16 protein-coding genes are annotated in these 17,437 nt (G+C 57.5%); 9 read left to right on the top strand and 7 right to left on the bottom strand.

Annotated features, from left to right (window positions below):
* Positions 1–7: 7 nt before the first annotated feature.
* Positions 8–658, bottom strand: a complete 651-nt coding sequence (locus GGE09_RS15530) for a ChrR family anti-sigma-E factor (protein WP_309747070.1) — start codon at positions 656–658, stop codon at positions 8–10.
* Positions 655–1,224, bottom strand: a complete 570-nt coding sequence (locus tag GGE09_RS15525; protein WP_309747110.1) for a sigma-70 family RNA polymerase sigma factor — start codon at positions 1,222–1,224, stop codon at positions 655–657. The genes GGE09_RS15530 and GGE09_RS15525 overlap by 4 nt, the downstream gene beginning before the upstream one ends.
* A 221-nt stretch (positions 1,225–1,445) precedes the next feature.
* Here GGE09_RS15525 and GGE09_RS15520 point away from each other — a divergent pair, with 221 nt between their 5' ends.
* Genes GGE09_RS15520 through GGE09_RS15495 form a run of 6 tightly spaced genes read left to right on the top strand, consistent with a single transcriptional unit; the run spans position 1,446 to position 6,570 of the window.
* Entirely contained in the window at positions 1,446–2,732 is a 1,287-nt protein-coding gene (locus tag GGE09_RS15520; protein ID WP_309747069.1) for an FAD-dependent oxidoreductase, read from the top strand.
* On the top strand, positions 2,723–3,487 hold the full coding sequence (locus GGE09_RS15515) for a DUF1365 domain-containing protein (protein ID WP_309747068.1): 765 nt from the start codon (positions 2,723–2,725) through the stop codon (positions 3,485–3,487). Before GGE09_RS15520 ends, GGE09_RS15515 begins: the two co-directional genes overlap by 10 nt.
* The gene (locus GGE09_RS15510; protein WP_309747067.1) at positions 3,484–4,017 is read left to right on the top strand and encodes a hypothetical protein; all 534 of its coding nucleotides are present in this window, start codon (positions 3,484–3,486) and stop codon (positions 4,015–4,017) included. The genes GGE09_RS15515 and GGE09_RS15510 overlap by 4 nt, the downstream gene beginning before the upstream one ends.
* Positions 4,018–5,286 (top strand): MFS transporter, encoded by a 1,269-nt coding sequence (locus tag GGE09_RS15505; RefSeq protein WP_309747065.1) that lies wholly within the window; start codon positions 4,018–4,020, stop codon positions 5,284–5,286.
* On the top strand, positions 5,279–5,839 hold the full coding sequence (locus GGE09_RS15500) for a DUF3833 domain-containing protein (protein ID WP_309747064.1): 561 nt from the start codon (positions 5,279–5,281) through the stop codon (positions 5,837–5,839). The genes GGE09_RS15505 and GGE09_RS15500 overlap by 8 nt, the downstream gene beginning before the upstream one ends.
* The gene (locus GGE09_RS15495; protein ID WP_309747063.1) at positions 5,839–6,570 is read left to right on the top strand and encodes an SDR family NAD(P)-dependent oxidoreductase; all 732 of its coding nucleotides are present in this window, start codon (positions 5,839–5,841) and stop codon (positions 6,568–6,570) included. The genes GGE09_RS15500 and GGE09_RS15495 overlap by 1 nt, the downstream gene beginning before the upstream one ends.
* On the opposite strand, the gene GGE09_RS15490 is transcribed toward GGE09_RS15495, so the two are convergent.
* Both GGE09_RS15490 and GGE09_RS15485 read right to left on the bottom strand, forming a co-directional pair.
* Positions 6,567–7,640, bottom strand: coding sequence for a saccharopine dehydrogenase (locus tag GGE09_RS15490; protein ID WP_309747062.1), 1,074 nt, complete (start codon positions 7,638–7,640; stop codon positions 6,567–6,569). The two genes, GGE09_RS15495 and GGE09_RS15490, sit on opposite strands and share 4 nt — an antisense overlap.
* An 81-nt stretch (positions 7,641–7,721) precedes the next feature.
* Positions 7,722–8,249: a hypothetical protein gene (locus GGE09_RS15485; RefSeq protein WP_309747061.1), complete on the bottom strand. Its 528-nt coding sequence runs from the start codon at positions 8,247–8,249 to the stop codon at positions 7,722–7,724.
* 201 nt (positions 8,250–8,450) lie between these two features.
* On the opposite strand from GGE09_RS15485, the gene fdhF reads away from it, so the two are divergent.
* Positions 8,451–11,231: a formate dehydrogenase subunit alpha gene (gene fdhF, locus GGE09_RS15480; protein ID WP_309747060.1), complete on the top strand. Its 2,781-nt coding sequence runs from the start codon at positions 8,451–8,453 to the stop codon at positions 11,229–11,231.
* Positions 11,232–11,656: 425 nt separating this feature from the next.
* On the top strand, positions 11,657–12,280 hold the full coding sequence (locus GGE09_RS15475; protein WP_309747059.1) for an HNH endonuclease: 624 nt from the start codon (positions 11,657–11,659) through the stop codon (positions 12,278–12,280).
* Positions 12,281–12,314: 34 nt separating this feature from the next.
* Here the strand turns inward: GGE09_RS15475 and glyA are convergent, their stop codons facing one another.
* Positions 12,315–13,634, bottom strand: a complete 1,320-nt coding sequence (gene glyA, locus GGE09_RS15470) for an aminotransferase class I/II-fold pyridoxal phosphate-dependent enzyme (RefSeq protein WP_309747058.1) — start codon at positions 13,632–13,634, stop codon at positions 12,315–12,317.
* A gap of 102 nt (positions 13,635–13,736) precedes the next feature.
* Here glyA and GGE09_RS15465 point away from each other — a divergent pair, with 102 nt between their 5' ends.
* Positions 13,737–14,627 carry a LysR family transcriptional regulator gene (locus tag GGE09_RS15465; protein WP_309747057.1) on the top strand — a complete coding sequence of 297 codons (891 nt, stop codon included), beginning with the start codon at positions 13,737–13,739 and terminating at the stop codon, positions 14,625–14,627.
* Here the strand turns inward: GGE09_RS15465 and GGE09_RS15460 are convergent, their stop codons facing one another.
* Positions 14,628–15,344, bottom strand: a complete 717-nt coding sequence (locus tag GGE09_RS15460) for a response regulator transcription factor (protein ID WP_309747056.1) — start codon at positions 15,342–15,344, stop codon at positions 14,628–14,630.
* A complete protein-coding gene (locus tag GGE09_RS15455) occupies positions 15,341–17,272 on the bottom strand; it encodes a PAS-domain containing protein (RefSeq protein WP_309747055.1) in 1,932 nt (643 codons plus the stop codon). Before GGE09_RS15455 ends, GGE09_RS15460 begins: the two co-directional genes overlap by 4 nt.
* Between the last annotated feature and the right edge of the window lie 165 nt (positions 17,273–17,437).

The raw sequence follows: 17,437 nt of genomic DNA, 5'->3' as shown, positions 1-17,437 counted from the left end.
GGCCTGTTCAGATGCGGAAAATCGGTTGCAGCAGGCGGGGGATCAGGCTGTTGAAACGCAAAGGCGCATCTGTGGCGGCCAGACAGATGCAATCCGCATCCTCGCTGGCGATCGGCTGGTGGTTCAGGTCTTCGTTGGCGATTTCAATGTCGCCGCGCGCAAAGGTATCCACCTCGTCTGAAAAAGCGCCTTGCAGAACCAGCGTCAATTCGGTGCCACGGTGGCCGTGATCGGGAACGGCGGCGCCTGCGGGAATGAACAACAACCGCGCCTGTGCTTTGCCGGATGTGCGCAGGATGGCCTGTTTCACACCGCCGCCAAGGGGGCGCCATTTTATTTTATCCACATCGCCGCCCACGTAATCTTGCAGAGGCTCTGGCAGGATGCCGGGTTTTGCGTGTTTGATGGCAGGTTTGCTCTGAACCGTCCCTTCGGATTTGATCCGTCCCATCACAGAGGCCAGCGCATCCGCGCCCATTTCAACTGCGTCGCTGTCTTCCATGACCGCGCCGCCAATGGCTTCATAGCCGCCAAGCATGGCGCGGCTTTCGTCAGACAGGCTCAGGTGGGATGCCACAACCAGATCAAAGGCTTCGGGCAGGATGCCAGCGGCATATCCCATCAACAATTGTTCGTTTAAGATGTGTTTTACAGTCATCGTACAGGCTCGTTTAGTGTCTGGCGCAGGCGCTCGAGCGCCAATCTAATGCGGGATTTGATGGTGCCAAGGGGGAGGCCGGTTTCTTTGGCCAGCTCTGAATGGGACAGATCGCCGTAATAGGCGCGTTTCACGATGTCCCTTTGTGATTCGGGCAAAGCGTTCAGGGCTTCGGCCAGTTGTGCGGTTTCCTGGCTTAGAGCCAACGCATCTGCAGCCTCGGGTTCCGGCTCGGGGCCCCATGGCAGGTCTTCGGGTTCCACACGAGCCGCACGGCGAAAGGCGTCGATTTTTTTATTGCGCGCGATGGTAAAAATCCACGTGGCCGCAGAGGCTCGGGACGGATCAAACAGATGCGCCTTATGCCAAAGGGTAATCATGGTTTCTTGAGCGCATTCTTCGGCCATGGTGCCGCTGGCACCCGAATTGACCAAAAATCCCTTAATGCGGGGGGCAAAGTGGTTGAACAACGCGGCAAATGCGGTCTCGTCACGGTGATTGCGCACACGCAGGATTTGCGCATTCCAATCGTCACCATGACTGCGCGTTTGCTCAGTAGGGCTCATCTTCAACTTTCGCTTCGACAATCGCCAAGGCGCTGCCATCTGGCTGCGGGCAAAGGCGGTGTCGGTTTTTTCCAACAATGGTGTTGCATGTATCATAAACCTTCTACGTGCGACAAACCCTGTTGGATCAACGGACTGAAATAAAAATCTAACGTGATTAATGTGATCCAAGTCAATTTGCGGCACGTATGGTTTTTACAACAAGAACAAGGAAGACACAGATGCCATTCGAATTTGCCCCCACTGCTCCGGTGAAGATTGCTGTTATCGGTGCGGGCGTGTCTGGCATGGGGGCGGCGCATATGCTGTCCAAGGCACACTCAGTGACGCTGTTTGAAACAGAAAAACGGCTGGGCGGTCATGCGCGCACAGTGATTGCGGGGAAAAACGGGGATCAGCCAGTGGATACGGGGTTTATCGTGTTCAACTATGCCAATTACCCGCGCCTGACGGCATTGTTCAAAGAACTGGATGTGCCGGTCGCCAAAAGCAACATGAGCTTTGGGGTATCTGCGGATGACGGGCGGATTGAATATGCGCTGAACGATCTGGCGGCGCTGTTTGCGCAAAAACGCAACATCGTGAACCCGCTGTTTTTGGGGATGCTGGTGGATATCATGCGGTTTAATTCAAAAGCCGTGGATATGGCGGCGGACCCTGAAATCACCTTGGGGGAATTGATGCGCCGTTTGCGTCTGGGGGAGTGGTTTCAGAAATACTATCTGCTGCCGTTTTCAGGCGCGATCTGGTCCACGCCGCTGGAACAGATGTTGTCGTTTCCTGCCCAAGCCCTGACACGGTTTTTCCAGAACCACAATTTGCTAAACATTTACGGCCAGCACCAGTGGTACACAGTGGAAGGCGGCTCTATCCAATATGTCACACGGCTGGAATCGGCCCTACGTGTACAGGGCTGCGATATCCGTCTTGGGACGGATGTGATCGGCGTGCGTCGCCATGACAACGGTGTTGATGTGCGGGTAAAGGGGGGCGAGTGGGAACATTTTGACCGTGTGGTCTTTGCCTGCCATTCGGATCAGGCGCTTGCCATGTTGTCTGATCCGTCACCCGAGGAATCCGCCACCCTTGGCGCAATCAAATACCAGCCGAACCGTGCCGTGTTGCACGCGGACCCGTCGATCATGCCCAAACGCAAATCCTGTTGGGCCAGTTGGACCTATACCACCACGAAACAGAACCGCGCTGATCCAGTTGGCATCAGCTATTGGATGAACACGCTGCAATCCATCCCCCATAACGATCTGGTGCTCAGTTCCCTGAACCCCACAGTGGCGATCAAGGATGAGCTGATCTTTGAAGAAAACACCTTCATGCACCCCGTTTTTGATCGGGCTGCGCTGCACGCGCAATCGCGGATCAAAGCCTTGCAAGGCACACGCAACACGTGGTTTTGCGGCGCGTATCTGCGCAATGGATTTCACGAGGACGGCTATTCCAGCGGGGTGGATGTGGCACAGGATATGGGGTTGATACCGGAATGGGCCTAACCCCCGAACATATCTGCGGCAGCACCTATCACGGGCGGCACGGGGCGATTAAAAACGCCTTTCGCTATCGCGTGGATTATGTGTTGTCCGATCTGTCGGACGATGGCTCCAAACCGTTGCTGTTTTCGCGTAATCGCGCAAATCTGACCGCTTTGCATGATGTGGACCATGGTGGCATTCGCGGGCAGGGGCGCGGTCTGGACTGGGCGCAAGAGGTGTTGATCGCGCACGGGTTCGACGCATTGACCAAAGGCCGCATCCTGCTGTTGGCCCAGCCTCGCGTTCTGGGCCATGTGTTCAATCCGGTCAGTTTCTGGCTGGTGTTTGACGCCCAAAACATCCTGCGTCTGGTAATTGCCGAGGTGAATAACACCTACGGCGACCGCCATTCCTATCTGTGTTATCACAAAGACCTTAGCCCGATCCGTGCCAGTGACCGGCTGAAAGCCCGCAAAATTTTCCACGTGTCGCCGTTTCAACCTGTCAGTGGCGATTACACGTTCCGTTTTGATGTGACCGATCGGCATATCGGCATCGTGATTGATTTTCGCAGCACGGACGGCGGGGTTTATGCCAGTTTTCATGGCCGCCGCCGCCCGCTCAGCAACCGCTCCATTCTGGCTGCCAGCTTTGCGCGGCCCTTTGGGTCTTTGCGGGTGGTGGGGCTGATCCACTGGCAGGCGCTGCGCCTGTGGTGGAAGGGGGCCGGATTTCGCGCCCGCCCTGACGCCCCTGACAATGAGGTGTCGTCATGAAGGATATTATGTTCACAGCTGCAATTGTCTTTGGCCTGTTGGTCTGCGGCATCGCAAGAGCGCAACCCGTGCCAAAGGAAATATCTCGGGAGTTGGGGACGGCCCACTTGCAAGGGCAGGCTGCTTCGCGGCTTTGGGGGTTTAAGCTCTATGATGCTCAATTGTGGACGGGATCAAACGGTGCTTTTGATCAAAACCAGAAATTCGCACTGTCCCTGCGCTATGCCTATGATTTCAGCGCCGATCTTTTGGCCCGCACATCAATCAAGGAAATCGTCCGGGTCGAGGGCGGAAATGTCAAAGATCATAAAGCGTTAGAAGACCAGTTGCGCACCTGTCTGGTAGATGTCAGCGACGGGGTGCGGGTGACAGGCGTGTCCGAAAGCGCCAGCCGTGCCAGCATGTATGTGAACGGGCAGAAAACATGCACTTTTTCCTATCCGCGTCTGCGGGACCGGTTTTTTGGCATCTGGCTGGCCCCGACGTCGCGCGATACACGGGCCGCGTCCAAGCTGCGGGGGCATAGCTGAATGACGCCACGCACGACCACAGGTGCAACCACCCGCTCCAAGAACGGCCTGCACCGCTATTCGGCCTTTGCGGGAGTTCTGGCGGCGGCGGGTTTGCCGCTTTATATTCATGCGCCGAAATATTACGTGGATACCTATGATCTAAGCCTGTCCACAATCGGTGTGGCTTTGCTGGGGTTGCGGGTTCTGGATTTTGTGCAAGACCCTGTACTGGGCTGGGTCGTCGATCATTTAGGCCCGTGGCGCGGTGTCTTTGCAGGCGGGATGACCGCATTGCTGGCGCTCGCCATGGTGGCGCTGTTTGCGGTCACCGCCCCGATCAACCCGATTGTCTGGTTCGTGCTATGCCTTGCGGTTCTGTTCACCGCTTTCAGCGCCCTGTCGATCCTGTTTTATGCCCGTGGCATCGTCAAAGGTGATACACTGGGGGCGGACGGGCATTTGCGGCTGGCGGGCTGGCGGGAAACCGGCGGGCTGATCGGTATTTGCCTTGCCGCGATCTTGCCGACGGTTTTCTTGGGCATGGGGGCGAGTGCGCCTTTGGCAGTGTTTGCCGTGGTGTTTTGCATTGCAGCCCTGATTGGCGGCGCGATGATGCGGCATGAATGGCGGGGCGGCGCCGAGGTAGACCATACCAGTATATTAACCCTTCTGGCAGACCCGATCCTGCGCCGCCTGTTGCTGGTGGGCCTGTTGAATGCCGCGCCCTCGGCGGTCAGTGCCAGCCTGTTTCTGTTTTTTGTGGAATACCGCCTTGGCAATGAAACTGCCGCAGGCCCCTTGCTGTTGATCTTTTTTCTGGCGGCGGCGGTTTCGGTGCCGTTCTGGGCCAAGGTCGCGCGTCAACGGGGCGCTAAATGGACGTTGTTGCTGGGCATGACCCTGTCCATCGTCGCCTTTAGTTTTGCGATCACCCTTGGCCAAGGGGACGCGGGTCTGTTTGCGGTTGTATGCCTTGCGTCCGGTGCGGCGCTGGGCGCGGATATGACCCTGTTACCGGCGTTGTTTTCCGAACGGGTGGAACGGGTTCACGGGGCTGGCGGGCAGGCGTTCGGCTTGTGGAATTTCTGCTCCAAGCTGACCCTTGCGGTGGCAGCGGCTACGGTTTTACCCGCGTTAGATCAATCGGGGTTTTCCACCCATCACCCCAATTCACCGCAGGTATTGATGGTACTGACCTTTACCTATGCGGTGGTCCCGTCGATCCTGAAAACTATCGCTTTGGCGGTCTTGTACTGGACCCCGATAAAGGAGACTTGCCATGTCTGATCTTGCGCTTTTCGCCCTTGGAGCTATCGCCGTACTGCTGTTGGTCCTGCTCAAAGAGCGCTTGACAGGGTTCGCCGCCCAACGCCCGCAAGATTATCTGGACGGCGGGCCTGAAATGGACATTCGCCGTCATTTGAACGGTCCGCTGATATGTGAGGGGGTGCTTTATGGCCCGCTTGGTCGGGTCTCGGCGCGGTTTGTGGCGCAGATGCATGGCAGTTGGGATGGCAACACAGGGCGTCTGGTAGAGGAATTCAAATACGACGGCGGCACACAACAACGCCGCGAGTGGTTTTTGACCAGCAAAAATGACGGCAGTTTTCTGGCAGAGGCCCCTGACGTGATCGGTGTCGGGCAGGGGGTGCAGATGGGGTCGGCGATCCGTCTGAATTATCGGATCAAACTGACGCAAAGTGCGGGGGGCCATGAACTGGACGTGACCGACTGGATGTATCTGCTCGAAGACGGGGCTTTGGTGAATCGCAGCCAGATGCGCAAATTCGGTGTCAAAGTGGCAGAACTGGTCGCCACAATCCGCCCCGTGACGCCCTGATGCAAGCGGGCAAAAAATATTGGCTGGTTGGCGCATCCGAAGGGTTGGGCCGTGCTTTGGCCGAAAAACTATCCGCACAAGGGATTGAACTGGCCCTCAGTGCGCGCAACGCGGATCGCTTGCAGGAATTAGCGGAAACCTTGCCCTCTGCGGCCAGCGTTCACCCGCTGGACGTGCGTGATCTGGCGCAAGTGCAGCAGGTGGCAGCGGAAATCGGCCCGCTTGACGGGGTGATCTACGGCGCAGGGGTCTATTGGCCGATGACGGCGCAGGAATGGGATGCGCGCGCGGTGGAAACCATGTGTGACATCAATTTCACTGGCGCGGCACGGGTGCTGGGCGCGGTGGTGCCCCAGATGATAGCGCAGGGGCGTGGCCATGTAGTGCTGATCGGCAGCCTGTCAGGCTTTCGCGGTTTGCCCGGCGCCATTGGCTATGGGGCCAGCAAGGCGGGGCTGATGCATCTGGCGGAAAACCTGCATGCAGAAACCCATCGCAGCGGTGTTCGGGTGCAGCTGGTGAACCCGGGCTTCATCAAGACCCGCCTGACTGACAAAAACGACTTTAAAATGCCCTTCGTGATGGGCACGGGCAAGGCTGCCGATCAGGTTATGGCTGCCATGCGTTCTTCACGGTTCCAAACCAATTTTCCACGGATGTTTTCGTGGCTGTTTCGCGGCGCGAACTTTCTGCCTGCGCCGCTGTACTATCGCGTGTTCGGCAGCCGTTAAACCTGCGCTACAAAAGTGTCGAACACGGTTTTTGCACGCCCCCAGACACCCGCATCAATCCGGTCCAGATCCAGTAAGGCAGGCAGCAATTGCGCTGCATAATCCTGTGAACTTTCCAGTGGTAGCATTGACGGTAGGTTGTCGATGGCCGTCACATCCAGCGGCGGTGGCCCTTGGGTCGCGCGGGTGAGCGGGGCGTCAAAGCTGGACGATTCGCTGTAGATCGGGATCGGATTGTATTGTGAACTGGGATCACAGCTTACATCAGCGATAACGGTCAGTTTGCGCGGGGCGGCCAAAGCGGATTTTGGCACAAAAACCGGTACATTCGGATTGGCTAGAATACAGTTCACAAAGATCGCATGATCCAGAATTTCAGGAAAGGGCCCGCCCTGGGCGGTTTCCGCCATGTCCCATTTGGTTACCGATAGGCCAAGTGTTGTGGCAAGGTCCACCGCCCCTGATCCTACGCGCCCCAAAGCGCCGATCACGATCATATCGGGCTGGGTGGCACCACCCTTTAACGCTATCGCCAGATCGGCCTGCAAATCCGCCACCAGCGCGTCGCGGTTGGCGTATACCCCGATGGAATCGGGGCCGGGTTGGTCACTTGCCTGTTGTGCGGCCCAGACTTTCAGCCCCACGGCCGCGCCTGCAAATCCGGCCCAATAGCCAAAGGCGGCGATGCGGCGTCCGTTCGGGTCTGTCAGATATTCCAGATCATAAAGCGCGCCGCCGCCATCGCGAAAGCGGCGCAACAGGGCGGGGCCGTCGGCTTGGCCTTTATAGGCGTGGCCGAACATAATGTGGCGGTGGCGCAGGATCGGGCCGTCGGGGTCCAGCTCTTTCAGACCAAAGATAATCGCGTCATCGGGGGCGGTTTGCCATGCGCCTGCCGGTGCAATATCACATCCCGTGGCGCGGTAGCCGTCAATTGGCACGGCGCGGGCGTCAGACTGTTCAACCGTCACGCGGTGCCCCGCAGCAAGCAGGGCCGCGACACCGTCTGGCATGATACCTACACGCTGTTCCGCGGGGCGCTGTTCGGCGCGAACCCAGAGATGTACCATTTTATGACCCTTCGCTTTTAGGCCAAGTTTTGACGGAATTACCCACAAGCTGCCAGTGGAAACTTTACCTGTGTAACGGGGCTAGTTCCGCGCTAGAAAGGCATTGATCGTGGTCAGCGGCGTACTGTTGCGGATGCGACGGTATTCCAGTTCCAAGCCCCCGTCAGCCAAGGTGCGGTCATATTCCTGCACCTCGTAGCCGCCTTCTTCGTCGATCAAAAGCGAATAGAGCGTCAGGGTATCGCCTGAAAGCCTGCTCCAGACATAAGGGTCGCCTTTCAACGGGTCGAGCGGTTCAGACTTGCCAAACACATTGGTTTTCATCGCCGAAGCGTAGATGTTTTCCCGCGCAGAAGGGACAAATCCGATGGTGTATTTCTTTTCCTTCAGGCGCCCATCCTGCTTGTGGGTGATCGAGGTCCATGTGACTTGAAAGCCCGCGTCGGTCTGGATGATCCGCACGCCCATGTCCCGCGCTACAGTGCCGCCGTCGTCTTCCACCTTGGCAGAACCGGTGTAAGCGCCGAAAAAGTCACTGATTTCCGCTGCAAACAGGGTTTGCCCGCTCAACAGGATCAGTATCGTCGCGAGGCTGCACAGTTTTTTCATTTTCGGGCCTTTTCGAAACCTTTGGGAATGATTTGGGTCATTCTCGCCGCTTTGCAAGTTTTTCGAAAGCGACAATTGGTTGGCGGATATTTTCTAGGGGCTTAGCGCAATTGCGTCCACAATGGTCGGTAATCCGCTTTGCGAATGGTTTGGTGTATGGTCTAACTGGATGAAACACACGAATAAGTCGGAGTCTTTGTCATGGCAGATGCAATTGAATTCACCCTTGATGGGCAGGTTGTTCTGGCCGGACCGGATGAAACCATTTGGGAGGTTGCCAAGCGCGAAGGCACCACCATCCCCCATCTGTGCCATTCGGGTGAAAAGGGTTATCGCTCGGACGGAAACTGTCGCGCCTGTATGGTCGAGGTGGACGGCGAGCGCACTTTGGTAGCGTCCTGTATTCGCAAACCATCAGACGGGATGGTGGTGAAATCCCAATCCAGCCGCGCAACAACTGCGCGCAAGATGGTGATGGAGTTGTTGGTGGCCGATCAGCCTGCTCGCGAACAGGCCCATGATAAATCCTCGCATCTTTGGGATATGGCCGATCTGCAAGGGGTGACGGACAGCCGTTTCCCCGCGATGGAGCCGGATCATATTCCGCTGCTGGATGACAGCCACGTGGCCATGCGGGTCAATCTGGATGCCTGTATCCAGTGCAATCTGTGTGTGCGCGCCTGCCGTGAAGTGCAGGTTAATGACGTGATCGGCATGGCAGGGCGTGGTCATGACAGCCAGATCGTGTTTGATATGAATGACCCCATGGGCGAAAGTTCCTGTGTGGCTTGCGGTGAATGTGTGCAGGCTTGCCCGACAGGGGCTTTGATGCCAGCAACGGCGCTGGATGACATGCAAGTGGGCGACAGTCAGGATTTCGACCGCGAGGTGAAATCCGTCTGCCCGTTCTGTGGTGTGGGGTGCCAGATCAGCCTGAAAATCAAAGACGACAAGGTGGCATGGGTCGATGGTATCGACGGCCCTGCAAACGAAGGACGGCTTTGTGTGAAAGGCCGTTTCGGTTTTGACTATATCCACCACGAACACCGCCTGACCAAACCGCTGATCCGCCGCGATGATGCCCCTGCCAAAGGGCTGAACGTGCATCCTGACAATGTTCTGGATTTCTTTCGCGAAGCGTCTTGGGAAGAAGCGATGAGCGTTGCGGCAGGCGGGCTTGGCAGCCTGCGCGACGAAAAAGGGGGCAAGTCCATTGCTGGGTTCGGGTCGGCCAAATGCACCAACGAAGAGGCCTATCTGTTCCAGAAACTGATCCGTCAGGGCTTTGGCCACAATAATGTGGATCACTGCACGCGGTTGTGCCACGCCAGCTCGGTTGCGGCCTTGATGGAAAACGTTGGCTCGGCTGCGGTGTCTGCCACATTCAATGAAATCGTAAACTCTGATGTGGCCATTGTGATCGGGGCTAATCCGGTGGAAAACCACCCCGTTGCGGCCACCTATTTCAAGCAGTTCACCAAACGGGGCGGCAAGCTGATTGTCATGGACCCGCGCGGTGTCGGGCTTGGCAAATACGCGACCCATCGTTTGAAATTCCGCCCCGGCACGGATGTGTCGATGCTGAACGCGATCATGCACACGATCGTCGAAGAGGAATTGTACGACAAACAATATATCGCCGCCTATACCGAAAACTGGGAGGCCCAGAAGGCCCACCTGAAAGACTTCTCGCCCGAAAAAATGGCCCCGCTCTGTGGGGTTGATGCCGAGGAGTTGAAAGAGGTTGCCCGTCTGTTTGCAGGGGCGAAAGCGGGGATGATTTTCTGGGGGATGGGCATTTCCCAGCACATCCACGGCACGGATAATTCCCGCTGTCTGATCAGTCTGGCGCTGATGACAGGGCAGGTGGGGCGTCCGGGCGCAGGGCTGCATCCGCTGCGCGGGCAAAACAACGTGCAGGGTGCATCTGACGCGGGGATGATCCCCATGTTCCTGCCCGATTATCAACCTGTGGGCGATGACGGTGTGCGCTCTGCGTTTAACGAAATCTGGAAGTCTGACGTGGATTTCGGGGCTGAAAAAGGCCTGACCGTGGTGGAAATCATGGACGCGATTCACGCAGGCGACATTCACGGCATGTATATTCTGGGCGAAAACCCTGCCATGTCGGACCCCGATGTGGAACATGCCCGCGACGCGCTGGCCAAGCTGGAACATCTGGTGGTGCAGGATATTTTCCTTACCGAAACCGCCAATTACGCCGATGTGATCCTGCCCGCCAGTGCTTTCGCCGAAAAGACCGGCACGGTGACCAATACCAACCGTCAAGTGCAAATGGGTCGCCCTGCCGTGCCTTTGCCCGGGGATGCGCGCGAAGATTGGGTGATCACCACCGAACTGGCCCAGAGGTTGGGGCTGGACTGGGACTATACCCATCCCCGTCAGGTGTTTGCGGAAATGAAAATGGGCATGAACAGTCTGGACAATATCACATGGGACCGGCTGGAAGCCGAGGCTGTGACCTACCCGTCGCTGTCCCCAACGGACCCGGGGCAAGCGATTGTGTTCGGCGATGGTTTCCCGCGTCCCGAAGGCCGCGCGAAATTCACCCCCGCCAGTATCATCGCTCCTGATGATGTGCCCGATGCAGATTTCCCGATGATCCTGACCACAGGGCGTCAGTTGGAACACTGGCACACGGGTTCAATGACCCGCCGCGCCACGGTTCTGGACGCCATGGAGCCTGAGGCAAACTGTTCCCTTCATCCCAAGACCCTGCGCAAAATGGGCGTGGAACCGGGCGGGATGATCCGCCTGACCACCAAACGGGGGACGATTGTGACAATGGCGCGGGCCGACCGTGCGGTGGCCGAAGACATGGTTTTCCTACCTTTCGCCTATGTAGAGGCGGCGGCGAATATCCTGACCAACTCGGCGTTGGACCCGTTCGGTAAAATTCCAGAGTTCAAGTTTTCTGCGGTGCGGGCGGAAAAGGTTGAGGACGCCATCGCCGCCGAGTGATTTGAGACACGGTGGGGTTTGAGTATTTTGGGAACATTGAAGATAAAGGGGCAGGAGTGGGATACACGGCTGCCCTTTTTAATAGGTTGCTTTTGTAAACGGTTGGCGTCTTTAATCTACCCAAGATGGTAAACGCGATTTTCATTCAAAATGTAGAATCAATTTATGATGACAAGCCTGGTGAGGCTTATCATTTCCCAAAGCGGTATCTGGGAACAGTGCGCCAAACTGTTGGGGACTGGGTCGTTTTCTATGAAAACCGCAAAGGGGCCTTTGGTTATGTCGCGGTTCAAAAGGTGTTGGACGTTGTACCAGACCTCAAAAATGATCAGCATTTTTATGCTATTTTAGATCGAGGCTCCCAGTGGCAGTTTGAACAGGTTGTACAGCGGGCGGATGCGAACGGTCTAGCCTACGAGACTTCGTTGCGTAAAGCAGATGGCAGCCCGATGTCAGGAGGTGCTTCGGTCTCTGCGGTGCGCAAGCTGACTCCCTTGGAGTTTGCCAATATTGTAGATGCGGGACTGGTGGAAATCGAAGGCGTAGACGCTATTCCAAGGCAAGATACTGTTGTGCCTGTGGTTGGTTTGTCGGAGCAGGCTGTGACATTTGAAGGGCTACAACCCGTCACGGAGCGAACAAAGGTATTAAGCTCGCGGCCTGCGCGTGATGCTTCTTTTCAAAGGCTGGTAAAGGCGGCTTATAAAGGGCGCTGTGCAATTTCGGGGCTGCAACTGCGCAACGGGGGCGGGCGGCCCGAGGTTCAGGCCGCGCATATACGGGCTGTCGCAGATGACGGTCCAGACGTGGTGCAGAATGGATTGGCATTATCTGGCACATTGCATTGGATGTTTGATCGCGGGCTGATTTCAGTGGCCAAGGATCATCGCATCTTGATTTCACACAATAAAGTGCCCAGCGACGTCGCTGCGCGGCTGATCACGCCAGGTCAGAAACTGCTTTTGCCGGATAACCCAAGGCATCACCCGCACCCCGAATACCTGCGGTTTCATCGGGAAAACTGCTTTGGCCACGGCGACCCTATGTAAGGCTACATAGGGCGCCACGGCTGCCTCTTTCTTCTTAGTTGATAAAATGCAGTTTGTTGAAATTCGCGCGGAACGCGGCGGTTTCGGGGGCGCGTGTTGCGGGGTCATTGGCTTTTAGGGCGCGGATCAGCAGATTGGCGAGTTCGGGGACGTGGTCGCGGGTGACGCCCCAGCGGACGATCTCGGGGGTGCCGATGCGCAGGCCGTTCAGGTCGTTTGCGACCTCGTCAATAGGCAGGCCGATGCCGCAGGTCAGAAAGCCTGCTGCGCGCAGTTTCTTGGCGGCGGTTTGCCCACCCCCATAGGCGGCGGCTTTTATGGCAAATTGATGGGACTGGGTGCCGCCTTTTTCGGCCTGAAACACAGGGATATCTTGGGCGGATAGGGCGGCGGCGAGGGCTTGGGACACGGCCACCATTTCTGCTGCATAAGCCGCGCCGTGGTCGCGCCAGTCCAGCAGGCACATGGCAAGGGCAGCGGATTTGGCGGCGTCAAAGTTGGCGGTCATGCCGGGAAAGGCGATGGCGTCCAGTTTTTCGGCCAGTTCGGCATCATTGCTGACGATCAGCCCGCCAGCGGGACCGCCGAGCGATTTATAGGTGCTCATGGTCATCAAATGGGCACCTTGGGCCAGCGGATCGGGCCAGGCTTGCCCTGCGATAATGCCGCATTGATGGGCCGCATCAAACAGCAGTTTTGCACCGACCTGATCCGCGATACTGCGGATTTCGGGGACGGGATGGGGGAACAGGTTCAGCGAGCAGCCGATGGTGATGAGTTTGGGGCGGGCCTTTTGGGCCATGGTGCGCAGCCCGTCCAGATCGACGGTATAACCGTCTGCGTCCACCGGTGCGTGCAGCACATTTAGCCCGTAAAGCCCCGCGCAGCCTGCGGCGTGATGGGTCACATGGCCACCGATGCTGGCGGGGGGGGCGATGATGGTGTCACCGGGTTTGCAGGTGGCCATAAAGGCGTAGAGGTTGGCGATTGCCCCCGACGGTACGCGGATTTCGGCGAATTTGGCGCGGAACACTTCGGCGGCCAGTTCGTCGCAGATAACCTCAATTTCTTCAATCGCTTCCAGACCCATTTCGTATTTGTCACCGGGGTAGCCGAGGGACGGACGCTCGCCGATGCCGCTCGATAGCAGGGCGGCGGCGCGGGGGTTGATCACGTTGGTGGCGGGGTTCAGGTTGAAACACTGCTGTTCGTGAATGGTGCGATTGTCCTGCGCCAGTGTTTCCAGCCGTGCGGCGATATCGGGTGATGGGGCGGCGGCGGTTTTTGTAGCGATGGATTGGATCAGGGTTTCGGACCGGGCTGGTACCCAGTTGCGATGTGTTAATGCGGTCATTTTAGGCCTCTTGCGGTTGTTTGACAAAAGGATCGCTTTTGGCCGTTGGTTTTGCAAATCAGAAATGCTAATAAATAGGCCTAGAAAAACTGGGTCTAAATCATGTCTGTAAATCCCCCAAGGCCATCTTTGCCGCCGCTCAATGCCTTGCGGGCGTTTGAATCAGCGGCGCGGTTAGGGGGATTTAAACAGGCGGCGGGGGAATTGAACGTTTCGGCAGGGGCGGTAGCCCAGCATATCAAGGGGCTAGAGGCGTGGTGCGGCGGGGCCTTGTTTGAACGTCATGCCCAAGGGGTTAGCCTGTCTGATCTGGGACGCCAGGTGCTGCCGGATTTTGTACGTGCCTTTGACGAGGTCAGTCTGGCCAGCCAGAAATTGCGCAAATTGGCGGCGCCGAATAATCTGGCGATTGCAACCTTGCCAAGCGTGGCGCAACTGCTGTTGGCACCGTGGTTGCCTGACTTGCGGGGGGCGATCAAAGGGGTGCAGATTTCAGTGACGGCGATGGAAACACCGCCCAATCTGGCCCGCGAGCCGTTTGATATCAGCCTGTTTTTCACCCCTACTGCCGATACGGGACAGCTTCTCGTGGGGCCGGATGCGCTGGTGCCTGTCTGTGCGCCTGAACTGGGAAAATCTATAAATTCGTTTACAGATTTGATGGGCGTGCCGCATATTTCCGATCAATTCTGGCCCCATGATTGGGCCGACTGGACCAAGGCGGCCTATCCTGATCAGGTCTACAGCGGTGCGGGGCCGAGCTATTCATTATACAGTGTAGCGGTGCAAGAGGCGGTCAACGGCGGGGGCGTTTTGATGGGGCATCGCAGTTTGGTCACGCCTTTGCTGGCGCGGGGGGATTTGGTGGTGGCGGTGGATCATCCTGTGCCGCTGGCGCTGTTTTTGACCCTGCACCGCAGCCCGATAACCGGGGCGACGGGGGTGGTGGATCAACTGGTTGAAACCCTGCAAGCCTTGGCAGGGCAGGGCTGATCACTGCCAGTGAACCTCGCCCAGAAAAATATAGCCAGCGCCGTATATGGTTTTGATAAGTTTGGGGTTTTTCGGGTCGTCGCGCAGTTTGGTGCGCAGGCGGGAAACCCGCACATCCATGGCGCGATCAAAGCTGTCGCCCGCTTCGCCCCCCAGCAGTTCCTGCATATGAGCGCGAGAGATCAGGCGGTTTGGCGCGTCTAGGAACAGACGCAGCACTTCGGCTTCGGCTTGACTGAAGGGCACAGGGGTGCCGTCTTGGGGGATCAGGATATATTGGTCGAAATCGGCGGACCAGCCTGTGAAACTGGCGATACGGGATTTGCTGCTGCTGGTGGATCTGCCACGGCGCAGCAAGGCGCGGGCGCGGGCGACCACCTCGGCGGGATCGAAGGGTTTGATGATGTAATCATCCGCGCCCAGTTCCAGCCCGGTGATTTTATCCTGCACCTGATTGCGTCCCGAAATGATGATGATCGCCGCGCCCAGATTGGTGGCCAGTCGATGGACCAGCGCCAGTCCGTCCTTATCGGGCAGGCCCAGATCCACCAGACAGATATCGGGGTTCATGCTGGCCATTGCGGCCTCGAACTCGGTGGCGCGGCCAAAGCTGGCAGTGCGGAATCCTGCGGCTTGCAGGGCGTCGGCCAGCATCAGGCGGATTTGTGGTTCATCGTCCAGAATGGTGACCAGATGGGCGCTTTGGGGGGTGCTCATGCCTGAACCTCGTCAAATTTATCGGCCAGATGGGACTCGCCAAAGGGTTTGGGTAACAGCGGAAACTGCGCCTCGGCTTGTTGGCGGATCGGGTCGTTGGCGGGCAGACCTGTCATCATAATGACAGGAACATTGATCCCCGTATCCAGCAGGGCGCGGGCCATGTCTAGGCCTGTCATCCCGTCCCCGAGCATAATATCGGATAGCACATGGCTGATTCCAGGCACTTGGGCCAGCACAAGCGCTTCTTCGGCGTTGTCGGTTTCCAGCACCACATGCCCCATAGCCCGCAGCATTTCGCGGGTTTGTACGCGCAGGTCTTCTTTGTCTTCGACCAGCAGGATCATCCCCAAGCCCGAGGCAAGCGAACCATAGCGCAGGGGCAGTTGCACCGTAACCTCGGCACCACTTTGGGGGCGGTTGGCAATGCGCACCCGCCCGCCGGATAGTTGGGCAAAGTCATAAACCATGGTCAGCCCCAGCCCCGACCCTTCAGAGGCCTTAGAAGTGAAAAACGGATCGAGTGCGTTTTGCAAACCCGTGGGAGAAAAGCCCGGGCCTGTGTCAGTGACCTGAAATTCAACCCAAGTGGTGCCACGCAGGCGGGCCGTGATGCCGATCTGGCCTGCGCTGCGATCTGCACCCAAAATGGCATCCCGTGCGTTCAGGACAAGGTTCAGCAACCCGTCCTGCATAAAGCCGCGATCCAGCATCACGGGTCTTTCGATACCGTCATTTGTCAACTCCAGCGTGATCGTGTCGGGCAGGGCAGCTTTGGCCAGTGCGGACAGATCGGCGAATAATGTGTCGATGAACACAGCCGAGACCGTAAGGTCGCGCCGCCCCGAAACACCTGACAATTTATCCAGCAACATCCCGCCCCGCAGCGCCGCTGCCTTGGTTGTTGCAATAGCTTCGAGCGCTTTTGCGGGCAGGCTTTCCATCCGTTCCAACTGACCTTGCAGGCCCAGAATAACGGTTAAAAGATTGGCGAAATCATGGGCCAGCCCGCTGGTCAGTTGGGCGGCCAATTCCCGTTTGCGGGTCTGTTGCAAGGCGGCGCGGGCCTGTGCCTCGGCGGTGATGTCCATAGATAAAACATAAGCCCCGACAATATTGCCATCAGCGTCAATATCGGGGGTAAAGGCGGCGCGCACGCGGCGGGTGCCTTCGTGCAGATCAAATTCGCTGACGTTGGGTTCGCCTGCCAAGGCTTTGTCAAACATCGGGTTGATCTGGCGGTGGGCGGCCTCGCCCAGGGCCTCGCGGGTGCTAAGGCCGATGATGTCACGGCGGGAATTTCCGATCACTTCGAACAGCTTGCGGTTGGAATAGGTGTATATTTTATTGCGGTCCACATGGGCGATATGGGCGGGGGTCATTTCGGCGGTGACCCTTGCGCGGGCCTCGGCCTCGGTCAGGTCGCGTTTGGTTTCTTCTAGGGCGATGTTGGTGGCGGCAAGGCGGCGGTTGGTTTCGGTCAGTTCTTCGGATCGGGTGATCAGATCGGCCGACAGCTTTTCCCCCTCGGATCGCAACAAGGCCTCTTGGCGTTTGATCTGGGTGATATCGGTATAAACCGTCACCCAGCCACCGGTGCGCAATGGGCTGCCCTCGACCGAAATCCAATGCCCGTTGGCGCGCTGGCGTTCCATATAATGGGGTTCAAAGGCGCGGGCCTGATCCACGCGCAGTTTTACAAAACCGTCAACGTCATCCACCACGCCATATTCCCCGCGTGAGGCAAGGTAATGGATGGTTTCGATAAAACTGGCCCCTGCAACCACCAGATGGTCGGGCAGGCCGAACAATTCCTGAAACCGCCGGTTCGATACCGAAAGTTCCAAGTCTTCGTTGTAGATGGTCAGGGCCTGACCAATCAGGTTCAGGCCCGCGCGCATCATTTGGGGGGTGGTTTGATCCGACATGCTTTATCGCTAGCAGAGGCGGCGCGGCTAAATCCAGCGAAGAATGCGCTTGTTACAATTTGATACAATCCTGTAAAATTTCAGAATAATTTTGACGTCAGGGTGGCGGCAATGAATGATGTTGTGCGGGGAATCATAGACCCTGCACACAAGTTTGTGTGCGAA

It is taken from the genome of Roseobacter sp. N2S (assembly GCF_031454055.1).
Lineage (GTDB): Bacteria > Pseudomonadota > Alphaproteobacteria > Rhodobacterales > Rhodobacteraceae > Amylibacter.
This window is presented reverse-complemented; position numbering and strand designations above follow the sequence as displayed.

Excerpts from the sequence above, each read along its gene's own strand:
- GGE09_RS15530 (WP_309747070.1), bottom strand. The coding sequence starts at position 658 with ATGACTGTAAAACACATCTTAAACGAACAATTGTTGATGGGATATGCC.
- GGE09_RS15525 (WP_309747110.1), bottom strand. The coding sequence starts at position 1,224 with ATGAGCCCTACTGAGCAAACGCGCAGTCATGGTGACGATTGGAATGCG.
- GGE09_RS15520 (WP_309747069.1), top strand. The coding sequence starts at position 1,446 with ATGCCATTCGAATTTGCCCCCACTGCTCCGGTGAAGATTGCTGTTATC.
- GGE09_RS15515 (WP_309747068.1), top strand. The coding sequence starts at position 2,723 with ATGGGCCTAACCCCCGAACATATCTGCGGCAGCACCTATCACGGGCGG.
- GGE09_RS15510 (WP_309747067.1), top strand. The coding sequence starts at position 3,484 with ATGAAGGATATTATGTTCACAGCTGCAATTGTCTTTGGCCTGTTGGTC.
- GGE09_RS15505 (WP_309747065.1), top strand. The coding sequence starts at position 4,018 with ATGACGCCACGCACGACCACAGGTGCAACCACCCGCTCCAAGAACGGC.
- GGE09_RS15500 (WP_309747064.1), top strand. The coding sequence starts at position 5,279 with ATGTCTGATCTTGCGCTTTTCGCCCTTGGAGCTATCGCCGTACTGCTG.
- GGE09_RS15495 (WP_309747063.1), top strand. The coding sequence starts at position 5,839 with ATGCAAGCGGGCAAAAAATATTGGCTGGTTGGCGCATCCGAAGGGTTG.
- GGE09_RS15490 (WP_309747062.1), bottom strand. The coding sequence starts at position 7,640 with ATGGTACATCTCTGGGTTCGCGCCGAACAGCGCCCCGCGGAACAGCGT.
- GGE09_RS15485 (WP_309747061.1), bottom strand. The coding sequence starts at position 8,249 with ATGAAAAAACTGTGCAGCCTCGCGACGATACTGATCCTGTTGAGCGGG.
- fdhF (WP_309747060.1), top strand. The coding sequence starts at position 8,451 with ATGGCAGATGCAATTGAATTCACCCTTGATGGGCAGGTTGTTCTGGCC.
- glyA (WP_309747058.1), bottom strand. The coding sequence starts at position 13,634 with ATGACCGCATTAACACATCGCAACTGGGTACCAGCCCGGTCCGAAACC.
- GGE09_RS15465 (WP_309747057.1), top strand. The coding sequence starts at position 13,737 with ATGTCTGTAAATCCCCCAAGGCCATCTTTGCCGCCGCTCAATGCCTTG.
- GGE09_RS15460 (WP_309747056.1), bottom strand. The coding sequence starts at position 15,344 with ATGAGCACCCCCCAAAGCGCCCATCTGGTCACCATTCTGGACGATGAA.
- GGE09_RS15455 (WP_309747055.1), bottom strand. The coding sequence starts at position 17,272 with ATGTCGGATCAAACCACCCCCCAAATGATGCGCGCGGGCCTGAACCTG.